This window comes from Priestia flexa NBRC 15715 (genome assembly GCF_001591565.1).
In the GTDB taxonomy this organism is placed as follows: Bacteria; Bacillota; Bacilli; order Bacillales; family Bacillaceae_H; genus Priestia; species Priestia flexa.
On record NZ_BCVD01000008.1, the window covers coordinates 1 to 20,689 of the forward strand.

Consider the following 20,689-nt stretch of genomic DNA (forward strand, 5'->3'; position numbering starts at 1 on the left):
CTTATTATTCAATCCGTTTTGTTGAACAAAACAGTAATCTCATTTATTATAGGGACTACTAACAAATTTGTTTATAACCATTAGTAAATACAATCGATCATACTAAGTGATGAAAACATATAGACGAAGTGATAAAGGAGATTATAGGATGACGAAATTAGATCGTGCTATACGATATGTAGAGGAAAATGAAGTTGAAAAAGGGTTAGCGCTTATCAATGAGCTGAAGCATGAAGCAACCGACGAAGAAAAGTTTCTAATGGTTGAGCAGCTTCACGAATGGGGACTTGTAAATGAAGCGTTACCTTTAGTAGACGAGTTAATTAAGAAGTATCCATCCGAAGGTGAGCTCCATTTATTAAAAGCAGAGATTTTAATTGATTTAGAGGAAGAAGAAGAGGCTATTCACATCTTAAGTCAAGTAGCAACGACTGACTCAAATTACGTAGCAGCTTTAATCTTGATGGCGGATTTATACCAAATGCAAGGTTTAACGGAAGTAAGTGAGCAAAAGCTACTTGAAGCAAAACGCCTATTGCCAACTGAAAAAGTAATTGATTTTGCACTAGGTGAATTCTACAGCAGTCAAGGAATGTATCAGCAATCTATTCCTTATTTTGAAGAGGTATTAAAAACAGATAAAGAACTAAATGGAATTGACTTAAGACAGCGTCTGGCAGAAAGTTTAAGCGGAGTTGGGAAATTCGAAGAGGCTCTACCGTATTTTCATGATGCGTTACAAGACAAGCTAGAAATCAACACGTTATTCGAATATGCATTTTCAGCGTATCAAGCTGGGCATTATCAAACAGCTATTGAGAAGTTTGTAGAGTTAAAAGAGTTAGATCCTCAATACCATTCTTTGTATTTATATTTAGCAAAATCATACGAGCACGAAGAGTTGCTTGAAGAAGCTGCAGCTGCAGTCAATGAAGGAATTTCTCAAGATGAATTTCAAAAAGAACTTTATTTCTTTAAAGGGAAAATTGCGTTGAAGCGCGGTATAGAAGAAGAGGCAGAAGCTGCTTTTAAACAAGCCATTGCATTGGATCCGGGATATGTTGAAGCAATTTTAACATTATCTAAGCTATATATGAGCCAGGAGAAATATGAAGAAGTCATTGAGTTAATTACCCATGCTAATGAATACAATGAGCATGACCCAAACTTTGACTGGGATTTGGCAAAAGCTTATCAGGAAACGGAAGAATATGAAAAAGCAGCAACTCATTATGAAGCAGCATCTCGCGTTTTCTTAGATGAATATGCGTTTCTTGAAGAGTACGGCTATTTCCTACTGGAAGAAGGAAATAGAGAAAAAGCCAAAGAAATGTTTAAAAAATTACTAGTCTTAGATCCATCATCAGTTGAAATTCAAGACATATTATTTCAACTGGAAGAATAAATAATAGTTCAAAGGATTTTCTAATTGTCATGTGGAATATTAATCTGTAAAAGGTGTTTAAGACCTGTGATTAAACACAGAGGAGGGAAGTGAGACTATGACGACCCCTGTTACTGTCAACGAAAAGAAAGAATTTGTTCGCTGGTTTTTAACAAATTATCAATTGAAACGCCGAGAATGTGTATGGATTTTAAACTATTTAATGAGTCATGATCAACTGATGCAGCGCGTTCACTTCGTAGAGCAAGCGCAGTTTTGTCCTCGAGGAATGGTCATGTCAACACATTGTGTAGAAGACCCACCGTTTCGCTTTTATAAAGAAAACATCATGACAACGGATGCGGAAAAATCATTTCATGATATTCGATTAAATCGTGATGAAGACATTTATATTCAGCTTAATTTTCGCTCATTATATTCATCAACACAATATGTTGCGGTGTTAGAAGAAAACCCATATATGCCCAAAACAGTGCAAACAAATGAAAAGGATCGGCTCTTTGCAGAGCAAGTGTTGGAACAGTCCATTCAACGCTTCCAACGTTCAAAGGTTATGGAGCTAATTGATAAAGCATTAGACGAAAATAACAGAGAAGAATTTGAGCGTCTAACGACATATTTAAATAAGCATTACCAAGCAAAATAATTCAAAAAGAGATTGGCTACAGTAGCAGTAAAGTCAATCTCTTTTTCCATATGTAAAAAGAGATGTACAGCAATGACGGGGTGAAATGTAAATGAAATGGCATGTGAAAGACGTTGAATTATATCTACAATCTAAAGAATATGTAGATTCAATTATTATTCCGCTGATTCCAATTGATTTTGGAGCAGCCATGAAAACAACCGCAGCAATGAACGAGTACACAACGATTATTACATCAGAATTAGAAAGACAATTTAAAGGACGAGTTCTACTAGCACCAAGTTTTACATACTTAAAGCAATTAGGAGCTCAACATGCTCTCAAGAATCTGATAGATTGGAAGAATCAAGTGAGTATTAGCGAGACAAAGCATATTTTTTTCTTAACGAATGACCGTGACTGGATTGCTTATGATCAAGAGCTAGAATCAAAGTTAATATGGATTCCAACGCTTCCTTTAGAGCATATGGAAGAAGCTCATAAGCAAAGAGTAGTTGCAAATCAAATTGAACAAATTATTCCAGATTTCTTGGAAAAGTGGAAAAGCTAAACCTTAATAAGATAAGAATGGAAGCGTAAACAAAAAATAACCAAAAAATTTAGAAAAATAAAGGTTATTTCCATGTTTTAGGGGTTGCTTATATTGACCTTGCATGCATATTGATATATCATGAAAATGTCCTAGTTTAATAGAATAAATCATCATGTTTCCACACTATGTTCAAGGGGCTGAGCTTTTAATAGAGGGGGGAATATCATGAGTGAGAAAGACCATCGGGTATCAAGACGACAGTTTTTAAACTATACTCTTACTGGTGTAGGAGGGTTTATGGCTGCCGGTATGCTCATGCCAATGGTAAGGTTTGCGGTTGATCCAGTGTTGAAAAAAGGGGTAGACCAGGATTTAGTGGCTGTCGCACAAGTGGATGACATCACAGCTGAACCGAAGCGTGTTGACTTTAAAGTAAATCAAGTTGACGGTTGGCATGAGTCGGAAGAACCGCGTTCAGCTTGGGTTTACAAAGATAAAGATGGAGAAATTGTAGCTCTATCACCAATTTGTAAGCACTTAGGCTGTACTGTTAACTGGGCTGGTGACAAAGCACATCCAAACCAGTTTTACTGTCCGTGTCATGACGGAAGATATTACAAAGACGGAAAGAACGTAGCAGGCACTCCACCGATGGGTCCGCTAGATGGATACGTACAAAAAGTAAAAGATGGTACATTGTATCTTGGAAAAGCCAAACCACGGGGAGGGGCATAGAGCATGCTAAATAAGATCTATGATTGGGTAGACGAGCGGCTTGATATTACCCCATTATGGCGTGATATTGCCGATCATGAAGTACCTGAACACGTCAATCCAGCTCACCACTTTTCAGCGTTTGTTTATTGTTTTGGTGGCCTGACGTTTTTTGTAACCGTTATTCAAATTTTATCTGGTATGTTTTTAACGATGTACTATGTACCGGATATTAAAAATGCATGGGAATCTGTTTATTATTTACAAAATGAAGTTGCATTTGGTCAAATTGTTCGTGGTATGCATCATTGGGGAGCTAGCCTTGTTATTGTCATGATGTTTCTACATACACTTCGGGTTTTCTTCCAAGGAGCATATAAAAAGCCAAGAGAACTAAACTGGATTGTAGGAGTTTTAATCTTTTTCGTTATGTTAGGTTTAGGATTTACAGGCTATTTATTGCCATGGGATATGAAAGCGCTATTTGCTACAAAAGTAGGGCTACAAATAGCTGAGTCCACGCCAATTATTGGTCAACAAATAAAAACGTTGTTATCAGGACATCCAGATATTGTTGGTGCCCAGACGCTTACTCGATTCTTTGCGATTCACGTCTTCTTCTTACCTGGTGCTTTGCTGGGATTAATGGGTGCTCACTTCTTAATGATTCGTAAACAAGGTATTTCTGGTCCACTATAAGTTAAAAAATTTAATTTATATGTGAGAAATATGTGAAGAAAGGGAGGGAGAATCGGCATGCATCGTGGTAAAGGGATGAAATTCGTCGGTGACTCACGTGTACCTGCTGAAAGAAAACCGAATATTCCAAAAGACTATTCGGAATTTCCAGGTAAAACGGAAGCATTTTGGCCAAACTTTTTATTAAAGGAATGGATGGTAGGTGCGGTCTTTTTAATTGGTTATCTTTGTTTAACTATCGCGCATCCTTCTCCATTGGAGCGGATTGCAGATCCGACTGACACGGGATACCTGCCATTACCAGACTGGTATTTCTTGTTTTTATACCAGCTTTTAAAGTATACGTATGCTTCAGGTCCATATAACGCTATTGGAGCCTTTATTATTCCAGGTATCGCTTTTGGTGCGCTCATGCTTGCACCGTTTCTTGATCGAGGTCCTGAAAGAAGGCCAGCAAAGCGCCCGCTAGCAACAGGCTTTATGTTATTAGGAGTAGCCGCGGTATTTTACTTAACGTGGGAGTCAGTTGTAAGTGTAGATTGGGAAGCAAAAGAAGCTCAGGGGGAAATCCGTGAAGAAGTAGCGATTGATACGGAAGCAGACGGCTACAAAATTATGCAAGAGCAGACGTGCTTAACCTGTCATGGTGAAAATCTTCAGGGAGGACCTGCAGCGCCAGCGCTAACAGGATTAGATTTATCTGCTGAAGAAATCGCAGATATTGCTAAAAATGGTCAAGGTAGTATGCCCGCTGGCATTTTTAAAGGTTCGGATGAGGAGTTAAAGACGCTGTCTGAGTTTATAGCAAATATAGGGAAAGAAGAATAAAAAAATACCTATTTATAGCTTCGCTATGAATAGGTATTTTTTTTTATGGAAAATAACTTTATAATGATGAAGAAATTGTCATATCGTAATTCATATGAAGCGAAAGAGAGGTGTTCACGTTGAGTTGGTTTTGGTATACGTTAAAAGATAAGCGTTTTTTAACATTTTTACTAATCGTCAACATCTTGGGAACAATCTATGGTTATATTTGGTATGGGAATCAGCTGTCACAAACTCCTGCTCGTTTCCTTTTGTTTGTTCCAGATAGTCCGACAGCAAGCTTGTTTTTTGTTATTGTTTTAATTGGTTTTTTATTAAAAAAACAACTTCCACTATTTGAAGCTTTAGCAATGATTACGCTATTTAAATATGGAATTTGGGCAGTTGTAATGAATCTCCTTGTCTATTTGACAACAGGGCAAATGGATGCCATCATGCTTATGCTTATGGGATCACACGGTGCTATGGCTGTTCAAGGTTTATTGTATTCACCGTTTTACAGAATTAAGCTTTGGCATTTAGCAATTGCGGCTGTTTGGACTTTACATAATGACATTATCGACTATGTGTTTTTTATGATGCCAAGGTATAGCATGCTAAATGACTATATCCCTCAAATTGGTTACTTTACGTTTTGGTTGAGCATCTTTTCAATTTTGTTAGCATACATATTAGCGGTTTTACCGCTTCAAAAAAAACAGCATGCTTATGAAAAAAATTAAAAAATAGGCGAACCAAACAAGCCCTCATATTCTACACTATAGTAGGCTAATATGTATGAGGTGAGTGACTGTGAATGAGACAAAACGAGAGGTTCATCCATCTGTTGTAGAATTTAAAAACTTTGTTAAAGCACATCCGAAGCTAGTGGAAGAAGTTCGAACGCAAAGAAAAACGTGGAAAGAGCTATATGAAGACTGGTACTTATTCGGGGCTGAAGATTCCATATGGGATACTTATCGCTCTGAAGATGAGAAAACAGAACCAGAGACGGCAGAAGAAGCAGAGAGTAAAAAAGACATCATGTCCACAATTGTATCATCCTTCAAAAATATGGACTTAGATCAAATGCAAAATCATATCACAAATATTAATTCAGCCATTACCAATATCCAGCAGGTGTTGCAGCAATTTCAATCACCAAAATCATTAACGCACAGCACGCCATCTGGTCCAAGAAATCCATTTGGCTTTCGGAAGGACTAGGAGATTATGCGGGAAGATGTATATGAGTATATCCGCTCTAAGCCAAAACTGAATGAATTCATTCGGGAGCAGCCGATGTGGTATCGTCGCTTGACAAGAAACCCAGATGAATTAGAAAAGTTTGACTTAGAGTCAAAAACCTATTATAAGCAGACGATTCCTCATAAAGTTGAAAAATTTTCAAACTCTATTCAGATGGCAAACATGATGTTTCACATGTTTCAGTCGATGAGAAATCAATAATTTGTTAGAAAGCTTCGTCTTTGCGAAGCTTTTTTTGAGTAAAAAAGAACCCTAGTGCGAAAGCTAAGCATAAAACATTTGCAAAGGATGATCTGAATGCGTGTTATATTATGCTTGCTAGCTTGTATCTTTTCACTTGTAGGGTGTCAGAATGATAAGCCAAAGCCGGAAACAAATAAAGAAATGGTAAGCTTTTCAGGCCAAGCTGCCATGGAAACGATAGGTACAGAGAAACAATTAGTAGTACATCAGCATGTAAGAGGTGCCAATGTATATGTGGAATGTATTATTAACGGATTTTCATTTAACGATGGTAACGGTTTTCTTGAAGTGAAAGTTGACGGTAAAGCAATCAATCCTATTAAGCAAGCTGCTTTTGTCATTAAAGCACTGCCAAAAGGTTCTCATCAAATTACGATTGAGCTGATGAAAAATGAGCAAGAAAGTTACGATTTAAAAGAATCTTTTACAATTAAAATTGTATAAATGAAAAGAACATGTAATAAAATGTTGCATGTTCTTTTTCTTTTGAAACTGAAACATGATAAGATAAAGCAGGAGGTGTATATTTACGATGCTCACAACAATGAGAACAATTGAGCTACTTGATGAGTCTGATGCGCTAGCAAATATGGTTTTGCATTCGGACGTAGCTGAACATTATCGCGAATGTTTAAATAGATTAAATAAAGACACAGAAGCACAGAAATTAATTGCTGAATTCGGTAAAATGAAAGAGCAATACGAAGATGTCCAGCGGTTTGGTAAATATCATCCCGATTATAAATCCATTACAAAGCAAATGCGCGATATTAAGCGCTCTGTAGATTTACAGCATACGATTGCTGCGTTTAAAAAAGCGGAAAATGAGCTACAAAAGCTTTTAGATGAGATTAGTGTTATTATTGGACAATCTGTGTCAGAACATATAAAAGTTCCAACAGGCAATCCATTTTTCGATACAGGAAGCAGCTGTGGCGGAGGATGTGGAGCCGGTGGAAGCTGTGGCTGTAGCGCTTAAGCGTTACAACCTCAGTCGCGTACAATCGGTACCGCACACGTTTCCACAACAGAATGATTTTCTTTGAGGAACAAAGAAGCGGTGACGGTAGACGTATATTGAAGTGGCGTGGCGAACAAACTCCGTTTGCCACGTTACTTTTGCATTTGTGGTAGCTGTCTCAGAGGCTATATGAATCCATTTTTCAATTTGATGCCGATCACCTTTGCTTGATGTAATGTAAAGGAACGGAACATGCGTAATTTCTTTTTTTTCTACTTGTTCAATTAATTTATTCCTAGTAAAATGAGAAAAAAAGGAAGACCAAACGTCATCTAACGTCATACATAACTCACCTACTTCAGTTTCATATAAAACTATTTTAACCTATGTAAAAGGGGAAGCTATTATGTTTGTTAATCGTCAAGGACTTATTGCATATGTGCATTCTGTGAAGCAAGCAAAAGCACTTCGTAAGTATGGGAATGTACAGTATGTTTCAAGAGAACTAAAATACGTTGTGTTGTATTGCAATCAGGATGGAATTGAAAAGACAATGGAGCGTATTCAGTCGCTACCTTTTGTGAAAAAAATATTGCTTTCTTACCGACCAGAATTAAAAACTGAATTTGAAAATTCAAAGCCCGATAAAGCAAAAGAGTACGACTACAAGATTGGTATATAATTAAAAGGAATGTTTCTTTGAAACATTCCTTTTTTTATGTATGTCTATTGCAAAGGTGAAATATATCTGTTCATACGCAAAATGCCAATTAAATGTTGGTAATAAAGCTCTGTTTCTGAAAACATTGTGGAAGGTTTAACGTCTAATACGATTATGCTTTTATCTAGGGAATTAGCTAATTGTTCAAACAGCTCGACGCGTTTACTTGCTTTCGTTTCTGATAGGCTAATTCCTTCTCGACATACGTAAAGAGGTTGGAAATTTCCTTCAGTTGTTGGATTCAGTGCAACAATGAACGATGCTTTTGGCTGATTTTCAATCACGGTGCGCAACATGATTAAGTGCTGTAGGCGATGCGTATTGTGCTTTGCAATTTCGAATAGTTCATAGATATCTGAGTAACCTTGTCCAAGCTCAATAAAACGTTGAATCATCCTTAATCTCCTTTAGTTTTATTTACAGTCAAGTTTAATGTAACATTGAATTTTTTGAGAGTAAATAGAAAAATCCCTTGTCTCTACCTTATAGTAATATCTTTCCTAAGAGAATGAGACGTCGAAAAATATAGAAAGATAAAGAGCGGTGAGTAATATAAGATATACTATTACTTGCACACCTATTGTATTAGAAGTAGAGCTTGGCTTGTATAAAATAGTCATTTTAACGTGAGTTATCGTTTTCTTTTCCTGTATATTTTTTATCTCACACATAAAAGTCTTCACTTTTAGGACAATATAATTGTATCGAGTGGTTAGCTGTCGAACCTAAAAATGTGTGTAAATAAATGGAAAAGAGGTATTGCTTATGTGGAATCAAGTTTATGATCCGTTTAATAACATTTGGTTATCTGCCTTAGTTGCAACTATACCTATTTTGTTGTTCATCATTTTATTAACTGTTTTGAAAATTAAAGGACACATTGCTGGTTTAATTAGTGCAATTATTGCCGGACTTATAGCGATTGTTTTTTACGGAATGCCTATTTCAAAAACAGTATGGACGGGTATTTATGGGGTGCTAGCAGGTTTATATCCAGTTGCTTCTATTGTGCTGGCTGCAATCTTTCTTTATAAATTGACTGTTAAAACAGGTAAATTTGACATTATTAAAAAGAGTATTACTTCCATGTCTCCGGATAAACGCATTCAAGTAATTATCGTTGCTTATTGTTTTGGTGCTTTCTTAGAAGGGGCAGCAGGATTTGGAGCACCAGTTGCCATTACTGCTATCATTTTAGTTGGTTTAGGTTTTGATCCCGTTAAAGCTGCTGGTATTTGTTTAGTTGCTAATATTGCTGGTGGTTCGTTCGGTGCTATGGGTATTCCAGTTACAACCCCTGCTCAGCTTACTGGGCTTGATCCCTTAGATGTTGCGATGAGAACAACTTATATTATTCCCTTTGTTACGTTTGTTCTACCTTTTCTGCTTGTGTTTTTAGTTGATGGTATAAGAGGTATTAAGGAAACATTTAAGACAATTTTAGTGGCTGCTGTCACATTTACAGCAGTCCTATGGGCGACACTTAACACTATTGGAGCACCGTTAGTTGACATTTTATCTGCTTCTATTACGCTGATTGTTCTGTATATATATTTAAGGCCAAAACAACAGGAAAGTGTTGGAACGCTTATTAGAGCTTGGAGCCCATTTATCTTCTTAACCTTACTTGTAATTGTATTTTCTAAGTTAAAATTTGAAAGCCTAATTATGAATTTTCCTATTCCAACCCTCAATGGCTTAATTAATAAAGTTCCACCAGTTGTATCAGATGTTACACCGTTTGGAGCGGTGTTTACTCTTGATTTGTTATCATCAACAACAAGTGCAATTGTTTATGCTTCCCTCCTTACAATCCTTATATTTAAAGTTAAACGTTCAATTATAAAGCAGGCTCTAAAAGAAACGGTTAAAGAACTAGTTATTCCAATTGCTACCATCTGTGCAGTTCTAGCATTTGCTTACATTTGTAACTATTCAGGAATGAGTTCTACATTAGGACTTGCTTTTGCTTCTACCGGTGGTTTATTTCCGCTATTTAGTCCGGTATTAGGATGGATAGGTGTATTTTTAACAGGATCAGTTGTTAATAGCGGATCACTCTTTGCACCACTACAAGTTATTACAGCAGAGCAAGTCGGTTTAAGCCCTGCTGGTATGGTAGCGAGTAATATTGTTGGAGGGGATATGGCAAAAATGTTAAGCCCTCAATCTATAGCGGTAGCAGCCGCTGCAGTTGGCCTGGTAGGTCGTGAAAGTGAAATATTCAAATATACTATTAAAATAAGTTTGATATTCCTTGCTTTTGTGGGAATTATAAACTTGATTATTTATTAAGGATGGTGAGCGCATGAGGAAAATTGTTTTAGTTGGTTGTGGTTCAGTTGGTACAGCTTATGCTTATAGCTTAGTCAATCAAGGCTTTGTTACAGAACTTGTATTAATTGATGCTAATAAAGAAAAGGCAGAAGGTGAAGCAATGGACTTGGTTCATGGTATGGCTTTTGCTAGTACAAATATGAGAGTATACGCAGGAGATTACTCAGATTGCAAAGATGCTCGTATTGTTGTAATTACAGCAGGCGCTAATCAGAAGCCAGGTGAAACAAGACTTCAATTAGTAGAACGTAACACTCGTATTATGCAATCCATTATTCAAAATATTAAAAAGAGTGGGTTTGATGGGATTATTGTGCTTGCTTCTAATCCGGTAGATGTATTGAGTTATGTTGCATATAAAGAAAGCGGGCTTCCAGCAAGCCGAGTTATCGGTTCAGGAACTACGTTAGATTCAGCTCGCTTCAGAGTTCTTTTAGGAGAATACTTTGAAGTGGATCCTCACAATGTACATGCTGTTATTGTGGGAGAACATGGTGACAGTCAACTACCCGTATTTAGTCAAGCATCCGTTGGAGTTGAATCATTTGACAACTTACTTGAAAGAAGAAACAACGAGAAAGATAAAGAAAATCTCACTAAAATCTTTGGGTCAGTTCGAGATGCTGCTTATGAGATTATTAACCGCAAAGGGGTTACAAACTTTGGAATTGGCATGTGCTTAACAAGAATTACAAAAGCTATTCTGAATAATGAGCACTCGATATTACCGGTGTCTTGTTTACTCAATGGGGAATATGGTCAAGAGGATATCTATATGAGTGTTCCAGCTGTCGTTACCCGTGAAGGTGTAAAAGAAGTGATTGAGTTAAAATTGAATGATAATGAACAAGAATTATTCAACAAGTCGGCCGATATACTGAGAGAAATTCGTGTTAAATAAGATGAAAATATTGCCGTGGTATCTGCCCACGGTATTTTTTTATGTTTAGGCAACCATGTCTATAAAAGTGAACAATAAGCTGCTTTTAAACTAAAAAAACCCCATAACCACTAGGGTCATAGGGTTATTTTCATGCACCCTTCGAGTGAGAAAATAAAAGGGAGAGGAGAAACCGGAGGAAGAACTTATGGGGAAACGTAAGTCTTCTCCGCGGTTGGCAACAACATCGGTTCGATGATGTTGTTGGTAAGTAGTATGTCCTCTAATTCTTGTTTTATACATAATCAGAGTGAAACTTCTATTCTTTTCGTTGTTGACGTCACTTTATGCCATAAAAATGGAAAAAGTTTATTTCTGCTAGTTTTTATAGTTAATTTTGTGTTAGGATAATGAAGAATAAGCAAGTAAAAGTAAGGTAGTGATAGACATGAGAGTAGTAGCTGGAAGCTGTAAAGGACATTCATTAAAAGCAGTCCCAGGTAATTCCACGCGCCCTACAACAGATAAAGTAAAAGAAGCTATTTTTAATATGATTGGCCCTTTCTTTGAAGGTGGAATAGCTCTTGACTTATTTGGAGGCAGTGGAGGCTTAGGCATTGAAGCGCTAAGCAGAGGGATAGATCGAGCAATTTTTGTGGATCGAGATGGTAAAGCCATTCAAACGATAAAAAGTAATTTGGAAACATGTAGTTTACAAGAGCAAGCAGAAGTGTATCGCAACGACTCTGAAAGAGCGCTAAAAGCTATCATTAAGCGAGAGATACAGTTTGACTTAATTCTACTGGATCCTCCGTATAAGGCACAAAAGTTGAAAGCGCTTATCGAAACAATTAGTAAGCATAAACTGTTGCAATCCTCAGGTGTCATCGTTGCAGAACATGCAAATGACGTAGTGCTTCCAGATGAAATTAATGAGTTCGAAAAGATAAAAAGTGAAAACTATGGAATTATCGGTGTATCAATTTATACATATAAGCAACCTGAAGAAGTATAACAATTGTTTTACGTAAGAGAAAGGGGATTTTTATGGGGAGCATAGCAGTTTGCCCAGGGAGCTTTGATCCTGTAACGAACGGTCATTTAGACATTATTAAGCGAGGCTCAAACGTATTTGATACGTTGTATGTTGTTGTATTAAACAACTCATCCAAGAACCCATTGTTTACAGTGCAAGAGCGAATTGAACTACTAAAGCAAGTAACAGAATCAATTCCAAATGTAGTAGTAGAATCGTATAGTGGCTTGCTGATGGAATATGCAAAACAAAAGCAAGCTAGCACTATTTTACGCGGTTTACGAGCGGTATCGGATTTTGAATATGAAATGCAGATAACATCTGTAAACCGTGTGTTAGATAAAGAGATTGAAACATTGTTTATGATGACGAATAATCAATATTCTTTCTTAAGTTCTAGCATTGTAAAGGAAGTTGCTAAATATGGTGGCAATATATCAGAGCTTGTGCCTCCGGTTGTGAAAGAAGCGCTCTCTAAGAAGTTTTCAGCTAATTGATAGAACGCCATTACATTCTTACGCAAACGTTTATTTTAGCTTGCTATAGGAATGGATGGCGTTTTTGTCGTTTATTTTAGCGGAAAGTGACGTTTCATATATAACAAGGAATAAGTGAATAGCAATAAAATGGTAAACGTTGGCCCATATAGGGTGCAAAATTCAAAGTAGATTTGGCTCCAGCTCGTTGTGCCTTCCTGCAAAAAAGTAGGCAAAGCGTGTGGAGACCACTGAGCCTGAGATAGAATATTTTGTTCAAAAGGCTTCCATGCTAAGATAGCAAGGATACTAGCAAATAGTCCGTGCATCAAGCGTGCACAAAAAAATGGGAAAAATCGAATATCTGTTTCAGCAAGAATACTGGCAACTTGAGCGTGAACAGAAAAACCACTGAAGCCTAGGATAAAGCTGACAATAATGACTTGTTGAAATAGAGTGGATTCTGCTGTTTGGCTAGTCAATTGACTGCCCATTGTGATTTCAAAAAGTCCTGATATAAAGGGAAGGCTTAGTGCCGTTGAAAGTTGAAGTAAACTAAATAAATATGAAAGACTACTGCTTATAAACGTTGTAATGTTCATGACAAACAGCAGCTTGTTTAAAACAGAAAATAAAATAATAAATCCACCGATCATTAATAAAGATTGAACTGATGATAACACAGCATCACCTAAAAGCTTACCAATGGGCCTTTGATCTTTTATGCGGGCTTCGTGCATTTCTTTAAAGGCTTGAATAAGAGACGGACGCTGAGTGGAAGCAGAATATGTTGTATCAGCCTTTTTTCCGTAAAAGCGCATAACAAGTCCTACTAGAATGTTTCCGAGATAGTGTGCAAAAGCAAGGATTATCCCCACTGCTGCGTTGCTAAAAAAGCCGACCGCAACTGCTCCAAAGATAAATATAGGGTTTGAGGAGTTGGTGAAAGAAACAAGGCGTTCAGCTTCCGTTTTTGATAACTGTTCTTCTTGCCGTAATCGAGCGGTGATCTTTGCTCCGGAAGGGAATCCAGAACCCATTCCCATTGCTAACGCAAATCCTCCGACCCCTGGAACTCGGAATAATGGGCGCATCAAAGGTTCTAATATTGATCCGATAAAGCGGACAACTCCGAATCCAATCAATAATTCGGAAAGAATAAAGAAAGGCAATAATGATGGAAATACGACCTTCCACCATGTATTTAATCCTCGCACTGAGGCTTCCAGTGCTTCTTTTGGATAAGTGAGTAAGGCAAAGGTAAGCGTTAAAGCGGTTCCTCCTAACACAATCGTTTTTAACATGGATTTATTCAATTCTATTCCCTCTCCTTTTAAACTGCATACGATACAGCAGGTACATGTTCTATATATCAATATACGAATTGGTTAGTCCAATTTATGCTAGTTAATCGTTTAGACCACGTTTTCTTTCTCTACTTTCTTGGTTAAGCTAAAGATAAAAATGATTATTTACGTGCTCAAGTTTCACTTTATAGCGGCAGACGTATATACTGAATAAAACAAGTGATTAGTAAGGGGGCCTAACTATGAAAAGCCCAACGATTGGATTAGCATTGGGGTCAGGAGGAGCAAGAGGGTTTGCTCACCTTGGGGTCATTAAAGTTCTGGTGGAAAACAATATCCCTATTCACTATTTGGCGGGTAGCAGCATGGGTGCTTTGGTTGCGGCTATGTATGCATCTGGTACGGAAATGAGTCAACTATATAAAATGGCACTTACCTTTAAAAGAAAATATTATTTAGATTTTACAATCCCTAAAATGGGATTTATTGCGGGGAATCGTATTAAATCCTTGGTAAAAGCCCTAACCAAAAATAAAAAGATTGAAGATTTAAATATTCCAGTTGCCATTGTGGCTACGGATTTAAAAGCTGGGGAGAAAGTCATTTTCAAAACGGGCTCAGTTGCACAAGCTGTAAGAGCAAGCATTTCCATTCCGGGTATCTTTGCACCAGAGAATGTAAATGGACGCTTGCTAGTAGATGGCGGGGTCATCGATCGGATTCCGGTATCAATTGTACGAGAGATGGGAGCAGATATTGTGCTTGCAGTCGATGTCTCTCATGTGAAAAGAAATGCAGAAATCACATCAATTTTTGACGTTATTTTACAGAGCCTAGATATTCTTCAAGACGAGCTTGTAATAAATCGAGCAATTGCGTCTGATGTAATGCTTCGCCCTAAAGTAGAAACGTTTAGTTCGCGAGCGTTTACAAATATTAAAGAAATTATTGAAATCGGTGAACAAGCTGCAATTGAGCATCTACCGTTTATTCAAGAAGCTATTGAAAAGTGGAAGGAGAATCACACAGGTGAAGAAAAGAGTTAGAATTTTATCCTACATAGCATTAGTGCTAACAATTGCTATGTTATTTTTTTATCCCTTACCTTATTATATTACAAAGCCTGGCATAGCACAGGAGCTAAAGCCTATTATTAATGTGCAAGGAGGGTATGAAGAGCAAGGGGCCTTTATGTTAACCACGGTTCGAATGGGAAGGGCGACGCCTTTATCGTATGCTATGGCTCATATTCAAGACTTTCATCACTTGTATCCTGAAGAAGATATTTTGCAGCAAGGAGAAAGTGATAGCGATTATACGGTAAGGCAATTACATATGATGGATACGTCCAAAGATGCGGCCGTCATTGTTGCATACAATGCGGCAAACAAAGAAATTAAGTTTGAGAATAAAGGTGTTTATATTGTTACAGTAGTACCGGATATGCCTGCTTATGGCAAGCTTAAAATTGGAGATATTGTAAAGGCAGTAGATGGTCAAACTATTGAGACAGCAGAGGAGTTAATTGAATACGTAGCGAAGAAGAAAAAAGGGGATAAGGTTGCGATAACCATCTTACGAAATGATGAAGAAAAAATAGTAGAGCTTCCTCTAGCCTCATTTCCAGATGATCAAACGCGCTTTGGGTTAGGAATATCCTTAGAAACCAGTCGCGAAGTGGACGTAGAGCCAGATGTAGAGATTGATACTGAAAAGATTGGTGGACCTTCTGCAGGCTTGATGTTTTCACTTGAAATTTATAATCAGCTTGTAAAAGAAGATATAACAAAAGGACATAAAATTGCGGGTACGGGGACTATTAACGATAAAGGGATTGTAGGTCCTATTGGAGGAATTTCTCAAAAGATTGTGGCCGCGGATAAAGAGGGAGCAGAAGTGTTTTTTGCGCCTAATCAGCAAGGAGCGGCTAATTCGAACTATAAGGAAGCCGTACAGGCGGGAGCAAAAATTGATACCGATATGAAAATCGTTCCAGTTGATACGTTTAATGATGCGATTGAATATCTAGAAAAGTTGGATAAAGTAAAAAAGGCGGAGTGAGTCGGTACCGACTTACTCCGCCTTTTTAAATCATGATCGGTGGCTGCGTATACTCTTGTTTTAAAAACTGAGAGCGTATGGGCTCTTGTAAAGGTGAACTATAGATATTTGTAGCTTTTATATCAAGTGATAAGTCTACGTGTTTACATTGAGATACAGTGGATACAATAGGAACAGACACGTCTTTTTTTATTTGTTTCATATACAGCCTGCCGATTTGAGATATGCCCAACAATCGAATATAAGCGGTTGAAGGCGACTTGGATAGTTCATTTTTTTTTGTGTTCGTCAAAATGTGAACACACATCCGTTGAAGGCGTGTACGCGTATAGCGCTTTGTCTTTACTTTACTTAAAAAGTCTTCAAAGGATAGTGCTTCTTTTATGGCGTTTAATAAGCGATATTCAATACCTTCTTCAATTTCGTAAATGGCTTGAAGAGACTCGGGTGAATGGGTCATGAGTTGATACTTTAAAAATGGAAAATAGAGCTCCCAGTTATGTAAAAAGCCAATTTGTGTTTGATAATCTTTTAGACCTTGAATAACAGGGTTAGGCATATAGCGTGATAAGTCCTTAACATCAATGATATCTTGGAATAAAGCATGACGAATACTTGTTGCGCTTGTAATTTCCGTCTCAGAAAGCATTTTATCGTGATAATGGGATTGAATTCTAGTAATCGTATGTGGTTTAATAGATGCATGCTGTTTTTCAATAGCCTTTACATAGCTTACGCCTAAAATGTTATTTGGTTGTTCCATATTTAAACCAATTTGTTCATTAGTAATGTTTTTCATAGCAAGGGAAAGAGCTTTTGGGTAGCTATTTCCAACTTTTAAATAGCTTTGTACATGCTCATCTATAGCGTGTTCATGCTCCTTTAACAGTCTGCTGAATTTAAGAAAAGACTGCGTGTTTCCATGTTCGCTGCCGAAGCATACATACGAAGCTTTAAGATGTTCTAAGATGGCTACAGCACCGTTTGCAAACGTATCAGCTTGCTGAGTAGAGAATGCATAAGGTAGTTCAATGACAAGGTCGGCACCAGCTTTTAGAGCCATTTTCGTACGAGCCCACTTTGATACGACAGCAGGTTCACCGCGTTGCAAGAAGTGACCGCTCATCACTGCGATAACGCAATCAGCATTTGTTTCTTCTTTTGCACTTTGCAAATGATAATGATGGCCATTATGAAAAGGGTTGTATTCAACTATAATTCCTACAGCTTGCATAATGAGTCTCCTTTTATTAAATTTTCAAGTGCGATTGAACAGTTTTAGCGTAAGGATTATGAAAAGAAAAAAATAAATTTAAGTACATTATAGTGTAAAGAAAAAATATTGACAAATAATCTTGTGAAAGCTATAATAACCTTTGTTGCCTTGAGGTGATTAACAATGAAATGGACAATACATCAGTTGTACCAGTTGCAAAATAAAGGATTAACTTTTGACGAAATCGTAGACGGTAAGGAATTTGTTAATACCGATCCACAGATTCGTCGCATGTCAGATGTACATGTGAAAGGAAGAGCTGATATTAGTTCTTCAAAAGTCACATTTCATCTAAAAATTTCTGGAGAAATGACATTGCCTTGTGCTCGTACATTAGTCGATGTTCCGTATCCTTTTTCTATTGAAGCAACGGAAACTTTTCTGTTCAATAGTGACGCCGATTATGAAGATGACGGTGAAATGAGAGTCGTTGAAGGTGAAGTAGTGGATTTAATTCCACTTATTAAGGAATTAATTATTGTGGAAATTCCTCTTCAAGTTTTTAGTGATGATCAACAACAGAAAGGTGCTGCTCCTCAGTCAGGAAAAGATTGGGAAGTTGTAACGGAAGAAGAGCAACAGGAAAAAGTCGATCCACGTTTAGCGGTATTAGAAAATTTCTTTAAAAACAAAGAAAATAACTAACGAGAAGATCCGGCTTTCGGGCCTTCATATGATTAAAAACTCTTTTAAGGAGGTGGGAATAATGGCTGTACCTTTTAGAAGAACATCTAAAATGAAGAAAAGAACGCGTCGTACGCACTTTAAACTACAAGTTCCTGGTATGGTAGAGTGCTCAAATTGTGGCGAGATGAAACTATCACACCGTGTATGTAAGGCTTGTGGTACTTACAAAGGAAATGACGTAGTAAACAAATAATGCAAAAATAAAAGACCCTGTTGAAGGGTCTTTTATTTTTGCATTAAAACGTTCTTTAAGGTTTGTGATGACTGCTTTTCTAAGGGAAGATGCAGGAGTTTATATTTCGCTTCTCGAATTCTTTACTTATGAAAAAGTTGAGTGAAGATGAAAAAGGGGGAACAGACATTGGTAAAGACAAAGTTTTTTGTAGATAACAACGGCATTAGCACATTTGTTATTAATCGCCCCGAGAAACGAAATGCTGTGGATTATGAGGTGATGACTTCTTTAGAGAAGGCTATATCTGAAGTGAAAGCGAATCCTCATATTAAAGCGTTGGTAATTACAGGAGCGGGTTCACAAGCCTTTTGTAGTGGTGGAGACATTTCAGCTTTTCATGCCCTTGAAACGGCGGCTGAAGCGGAGAGTATGTTAAAGAGAATGGGAAGAATTTTATATGAATTGCTTATATTACCAAAACCCACGGTAGCTTTATTAAACGGCACAGCAGTTGGGGGCGGGTGTGAAATTGCGATTGCTTGTGATTTTCGCATCAGCGCAGCTCATAGTGAGTTTGGTTTTATACAAGGAGACTTAGGTATTACAACGGGTTGGGGGGGCGGCACGATTTTATTTGAAAAGCTTCGTTACTCAGATGCAATGGAAATGTTGACAAGCTCTCAAATCTACAGCGTGGAGCGTGCCAAGCAGGTCGGCTTTTTATCTTATGTAACGTCATACCAAGAGCTAGCGATGCGCTGTGAAGAGTGGTTACTTCCAATTATTACAAAGCCTAGCGCTGTGCTGACTGCATATAAGCAAATGCCGATTGCAAAATGGAGCCAAGTTGGTTTGTGGGAACGAATGGAAGCAGAAATTGATCATTGTAGCTTGCTTTGGGAAAGTGAAGAACACAAGCAAGCGGTTAATAATCGACTTCAAAAGAAGGCTTAATAAAGCTGATTGCATGAATAAAGTATCTTGAAAAAGGCAAGTTAAGAATTTCTGCCTTGAGAAGTTGAACAATAGTCTATCTTATCTAGTAGTTGCATACTTATTTAATAAGTACGGATAAGGAGGGATAGAAAAATGACTTCTTCTCGTCAAGATGCATGGACTCAAGATGAAGATTTACTACTAGCTGAAATTGTATTGCGTCATATACGTGAAGGTGGCACACAACTTGCTGCATTTGAAGAAGTGGGAAAGAAACTTTCGCGAACATCAGCAGCTTGTGGCTTTCGCTGGAATTCTTTTGTGCGCAAACAATACAAAACTGGTATTGACATAGCGAAGATTCAACGCAAACAGCTAAAATCACGCGTGATCACAAAAGATGAAGAACAGCCCGTGCGCTTCTCATATATAGATGGTCAATCGATTACGTCGTTAAGTGAGGTTATTCGTTACTTAGAGTCGATTGAACAAATTCAGCAGCAGTCGAGTGAGTTGCTGGAAGCAAATGAGGAGTTGCAGCATAAACTTGAACAGTTACAGGAAAAAGTAACGGTTCTTGAAAAAGAGAAAAAAGTGTTGGAAAGTAACTTATATACAGTGGAAGAAGATTATAAAGCACTGATTGAAATTATGGAAAGAGCTCGTAAGATGGTTGTTCTAAAAGAAGATGAAAAAAGTAGAAAAGTTAAATTTCAAATGGAGAAAAATGGTAATTTAGAACGAGTTGAAAATAAATAATAAAGCGTAGCACTTCATTTATATAAAAGCCCTTGACTCTTTATCGCGGTGTAGCTCAAAGATAGAGAAGGTTCAAGAGCTTTTTTATATTATCTATTATTTTGAGGTTGATACGCCTTCTGGACACCAAAGCATTGGGTTTTCTCCTAAATCTCGCTCTAAATCATAAGCAGCCGGAACAAAGCCCATTTTTGTCCAAAACTGATTAGAATGAACTCGTGGGTTTGTTTTAATAGGCAAGTTAAAAGATTTAGCGTATTCAATTAATCTCGTACCTAGTCCTTTTGATTGGAATTCTTGGAGTACTTCGAGTTTCCATACTTCAAGGTAAGGCTGGTGTGGCTTGAAGTAGTGATCATGCTTTTTAGACTGTCGGTATAAACTCATTCGAGCTACAAGACGATTTCCAATGTAAATACCGTAGAATGGAGAATGAATTTCGTTTTCAGATATTTGGGCATTTAATTCTTCTAACATAGACAATTCTTGGAGCCCGTATTGCTTAAACTGCTTAAATTCTTCAAGTGTTTTATAGTTAATTCGCAACTGCTGTACCTCATACATTATCAATCACTCCTTAGAAATGAGCTGCTTGTATAGCATATGAATAAATTTTTAAATATAGGATAGATAGATGAGAATAAAAAAAGTAAGCGTTTACAAAAAATAAAGGGATTTTAAGAAAATTGTAGAATTATACGTTTTGGGAGATTTTTTTCTCTTTTAGTCTTATCATACCATGGTTTTGAATAGACTTGAGAA

The 20,689-nt window shown here is 37.3% G+C and carries 27 protein-coding genes; 22 read left to right on the forward strand and 5 right to left on the reverse strand.

Annotation, left to right across the window (positions count from 1 at the left end; genetic code table 11):
• Nucleotides 1–148 precede the first annotated feature (148 nt).
• From BFL01S_RS02605 to BFL01S_RS02655, 11 genes are all read left to right on the forward strand, one after another.
• Nucleotides 149–1,405 carry a tetratricopeptide repeat protein gene (locus BFL01S_RS02605; protein WP_025908802.1) on the forward strand — a complete coding sequence of 419 codons (1,257 nt, stop codon included), beginning with the start codon at nt 149–151 and terminating at the stop codon, nt 1,403–1,405.
• Nucleotides 1,406–1,502: 97 nt separating this feature from the next.
• Nucleotides 1,503–2,051, forward strand: a complete 549-nt coding sequence (locus BFL01S_RS02610) for a ReoY family proteolytic degradation factor (RefSeq protein ID WP_025908803.1) — start codon at nt 1,503–1,505, stop codon at nt 2,049–2,051.
• A gap of 91 nt (nt 2,052–2,142) precedes the next feature.
• Nucleotides 2,143–2,601: a YpiF family protein gene (locus BFL01S_RS02615; protein WP_061784786.1), complete on the forward strand. Its 459-nt coding sequence runs from the start codon at nt 2,143–2,145 to the stop codon at nt 2,599–2,601.
• 207 nt (nt 2,602–2,808) lie between these two features.
• Nucleotides 2,809–3,318, forward strand: a complete 510-nt coding sequence (locus BFL01S_RS02620; RefSeq protein ID WP_025908805.1) for a Rieske (2Fe-2S) protein — start codon at nt 2,809–2,811, stop codon at nt 3,316–3,318.
• Between the two features lie 3 nt (nt 3,319–3,321).
• Nucleotides 3,322–3,996: a menaquinol-cytochrome c reductase cytochrome b subunit gene (gene qcrB, locus BFL01S_RS02625; RefSeq protein WP_025908806.1), complete on the forward strand. Its 675-nt coding sequence runs from the start codon at nt 3,322–3,324 to the stop codon at nt 3,994–3,996.
• 57 nt (nt 3,997–4,053) lie between these two features.
• On the forward strand, nt 4,054–4,824 hold the full coding sequence (locus BFL01S_RS02630; RefSeq protein ID WP_025908807.1) for a menaquinol-cytochrome c reductase cytochrome b/c subunit: 771 nt from the start codon (nt 4,054–4,056) through the stop codon (nt 4,822–4,824).
• Between the two features lie 119 nt (nt 4,825–4,943).
• Nucleotides 4,944–5,546, forward strand: a complete 603-nt coding sequence (gene lhaT, locus BFL01S_RS02635; RefSeq protein WP_061784787.1) for a lipoprotein heptaprenylglyceryl N-acetyltransferase LhaT — start codon at nt 4,944–4,946, stop codon at nt 5,544–5,546.
• Nucleotides 5,547–5,616: 70 nt separating this feature from the next.
• The gene (locus BFL01S_RS02640) at nt 5,617–6,030 is read left to right on the forward strand and encodes a YlbD family protein (protein WP_061784788.1); all 414 of its coding nucleotides are present in this window, start codon (nt 5,617–5,619) and stop codon (nt 6,028–6,030) included.
• Between the two features lie 6 nt (nt 6,031–6,036).
• Nucleotides 6,037–6,273: a YlbE-like family protein gene (locus BFL01S_RS02645; RefSeq protein WP_025908810.1), complete on the forward strand. Its 237-nt coding sequence runs from the start codon at nt 6,037–6,039 to the stop codon at nt 6,271–6,273.
• 96 nt (nt 6,274–6,369) lie between these two features.
• The gene (locus tag BFL01S_RS02650; protein WP_025908811.1) at nt 6,370–6,759 is read left to right on the forward strand and encodes a hypothetical protein; all 390 of its coding nucleotides are present in this window, start codon (nt 6,370–6,372) and stop codon (nt 6,757–6,759) included.
• Nucleotides 6,760–6,847: 88 nt separating this feature from the next.
• On the forward strand, nt 6,848–7,294 hold the full coding sequence (locus tag BFL01S_RS02655) for a YlbF/YmcA family competence regulator (RefSeq protein WP_025908812.1): 447 nt from the start codon (nt 6,848–6,850) through the stop codon (nt 7,292–7,294).
• Nucleotides 7,295–7,297: 3 nt separating this feature from the next.
• Here the strand turns inward: BFL01S_RS02655 and BFL01S_RS02660 are convergent, their stop codons facing one another.
• Complete coding sequence (locus tag BFL01S_RS02660; protein WP_025908813.1) at nt 7,298–7,618, reverse strand: hypothetical protein; 321 nt, start codon at nt 7,616–7,618, stop codon at nt 7,298–7,300.
• Between the two features lie 64 nt (nt 7,619–7,682).
• Between BFL01S_RS02660 and BFL01S_RS02665 the strand changes: the two genes are divergently transcribed.
• A complete protein-coding gene (locus BFL01S_RS02665; RefSeq protein WP_025908814.1) occupies nt 7,683–7,958 on the forward strand; it encodes a YlbG family protein in 276 nt (91 codons plus the stop codon).
• A 44-nt stretch (nt 7,959–8,002) separates the two neighbouring features.
• Here BFL01S_RS02665 and BFL01S_RS02670 read toward each other — a convergent pair whose 3' ends face one another.
• The gene (locus tag BFL01S_RS02670) at nt 8,003–8,392 is read right to left on the reverse strand and encodes a DUF7147 family protein (RefSeq protein ID WP_061784789.1); all 390 of its coding nucleotides are present in this window, start codon (nt 8,390–8,392) and stop codon (nt 8,003–8,005) included.
• 364 nt (nt 8,393–8,756) lie between these two features.
• On the opposite strand from BFL01S_RS02670, the gene BFL01S_RS02675 reads away from it, so the two are divergent.
• The 4 genes from BFL01S_RS02675 (at nt 8,757) to coaD (ending at nt 12,747) form a co-directional block, all read left to right on the forward strand.
• A complete protein-coding gene (locus BFL01S_RS02675; RefSeq protein WP_144593877.1) occupies nt 8,757–10,292 on the forward strand; it encodes an L-lactate permease in 1,536 nt (511 codons plus the stop codon).
• The gene (locus BFL01S_RS02680; RefSeq protein WP_061784791.1) at nt 10,288–11,235 is read left to right on the forward strand and encodes an L-lactate dehydrogenase; all 948 of its coding nucleotides are present in this window, start codon (nt 10,288–10,290) and stop codon (nt 11,233–11,235) included. Before BFL01S_RS02675 ends, BFL01S_RS02680 begins: the two co-directional genes overlap by 5 nt.
• 427 nt (nt 11,236–11,662) lie before the next feature.
• Nucleotides 11,663–12,229, forward strand: a complete 567-nt coding sequence (gene rsmD / locus BFL01S_RS02685) for a 16S rRNA (guanine(966)-N(2))-methyltransferase RsmD (RefSeq protein WP_061784792.1) — start codon at nt 11,663–11,665, stop codon at nt 12,227–12,229.
• A gap of 32 nt (nt 12,230–12,261) precedes the next feature.
• Complete coding sequence (gene coaD, locus BFL01S_RS02690; RefSeq protein ID WP_025908817.1) at nt 12,262–12,747, forward strand: pantetheine-phosphate adenylyltransferase; 486 nt, start codon at nt 12,262–12,264, stop codon at nt 12,745–12,747.
• A gap of 71 nt (nt 12,748–12,818) precedes the next feature.
• Here coaD and spoVV read toward each other — a convergent pair whose 3' ends face one another.
• Nucleotides 12,819–14,042, reverse strand: coding sequence for a dipicolinic acid transporter SpoVV (gene spoVV / locus BFL01S_RS02695; RefSeq protein ID WP_061784793.1), 1,224 nt, complete (start codon nt 14,040–14,042; stop codon nt 12,819–12,821).
• Nucleotides 14,043–14,275: 233 nt separating this feature from the next.
• On the opposite strand from spoVV, the gene BFL01S_RS02700 reads away from it, so the two are divergent.
• Together BFL01S_RS02700 and BFL01S_RS02705 are read left to right on the forward strand one after the other, a co-directional pair.
• On the forward strand, nt 14,276–15,079 hold the full coding sequence (locus BFL01S_RS02700) for a patatin-like phospholipase family protein (protein WP_061784794.1): 804 nt from the start codon (nt 14,276–14,278) through the stop codon (nt 15,077–15,079).
• A complete protein-coding gene (locus tag BFL01S_RS02705; RefSeq protein WP_025908820.1) occupies nt 15,063–16,094 on the forward strand; it encodes a SepM family pheromone-processing serine protease in 1,032 nt (343 codons plus the stop codon). The genes BFL01S_RS02700 and BFL01S_RS02705 overlap by 17 nt, the downstream gene beginning before the upstream one ends.
• A 25-nt stretch (nt 16,095–16,119) precedes the next feature.
• Here BFL01S_RS02705 and BFL01S_RS02710 read toward each other — a convergent pair whose 3' ends face one another.
• Nucleotides 16,120–17,328 carry a nucleotidyltransferase gene (locus tag BFL01S_RS02710; protein WP_025908821.1) on the reverse strand — a complete coding sequence of 403 codons (1,209 nt, stop codon included), beginning with the start codon at nt 17,326–17,328 and terminating at the stop codon, nt 16,120–16,122.
• 165 nt (nt 17,329–17,493) lie between these two features.
• On the opposite strand from BFL01S_RS02710, the gene BFL01S_RS02715 reads away from it, so the two are divergent.
• The 4 genes from BFL01S_RS02715 to BFL01S_RS02730 all read left to right on the forward strand — a co-directional run bounded on the left by BFL01S_RS02715 (nt 17,494) and on the right by BFL01S_RS02730 (nt 19,927).
• Nucleotides 17,494–18,015: a YceD family protein gene (locus tag BFL01S_RS02715; protein WP_025908822.1), complete on the forward strand. Its 522-nt coding sequence runs from the start codon at nt 17,494–17,496 to the stop codon at nt 18,013–18,015.
• Between the two features lie 61 nt (nt 18,016–18,076).
• Nucleotides 18,077–18,250: a 50S ribosomal protein L32 gene (gene rpmF / locus BFL01S_RS02720; protein ID WP_025908823.1), complete on the forward strand. Its 174-nt coding sequence runs from the start codon at nt 18,077–18,079 to the stop codon at nt 18,248–18,250.
• Between the two features lie 168 nt (nt 18,251–18,418).
• Nucleotides 18,419–19,186 (forward strand): enoyl-CoA hydratase/isomerase family protein, encoded by a 768-nt coding sequence (locus BFL01S_RS02725; protein WP_061784795.1) that lies wholly within the window; start codon nt 18,419–18,421, stop codon nt 19,184–19,186.
• 135 nt (nt 19,187–19,321) lie between these two features.
• A complete protein-coding gene (locus BFL01S_RS02730; RefSeq protein WP_025908825.1) occupies nt 19,322–19,927 on the forward strand; it encodes an RsfA family transcriptional regulator in 606 nt (201 codons plus the stop codon).
• Nucleotides 19,928–20,023: 96 nt separating this feature from the next.
• Here BFL01S_RS02730 and BFL01S_RS02735 read toward each other — a convergent pair whose 3' ends face one another.
• A complete protein-coding gene (locus BFL01S_RS02735; protein WP_242529394.1) occupies nt 20,024–20,491 on the reverse strand; it encodes an N-acetyltransferase in 468 nt (155 codons plus the stop codon).
• Between the last annotated feature and the right edge of the window lie 198 nt (nt 20,492–20,689).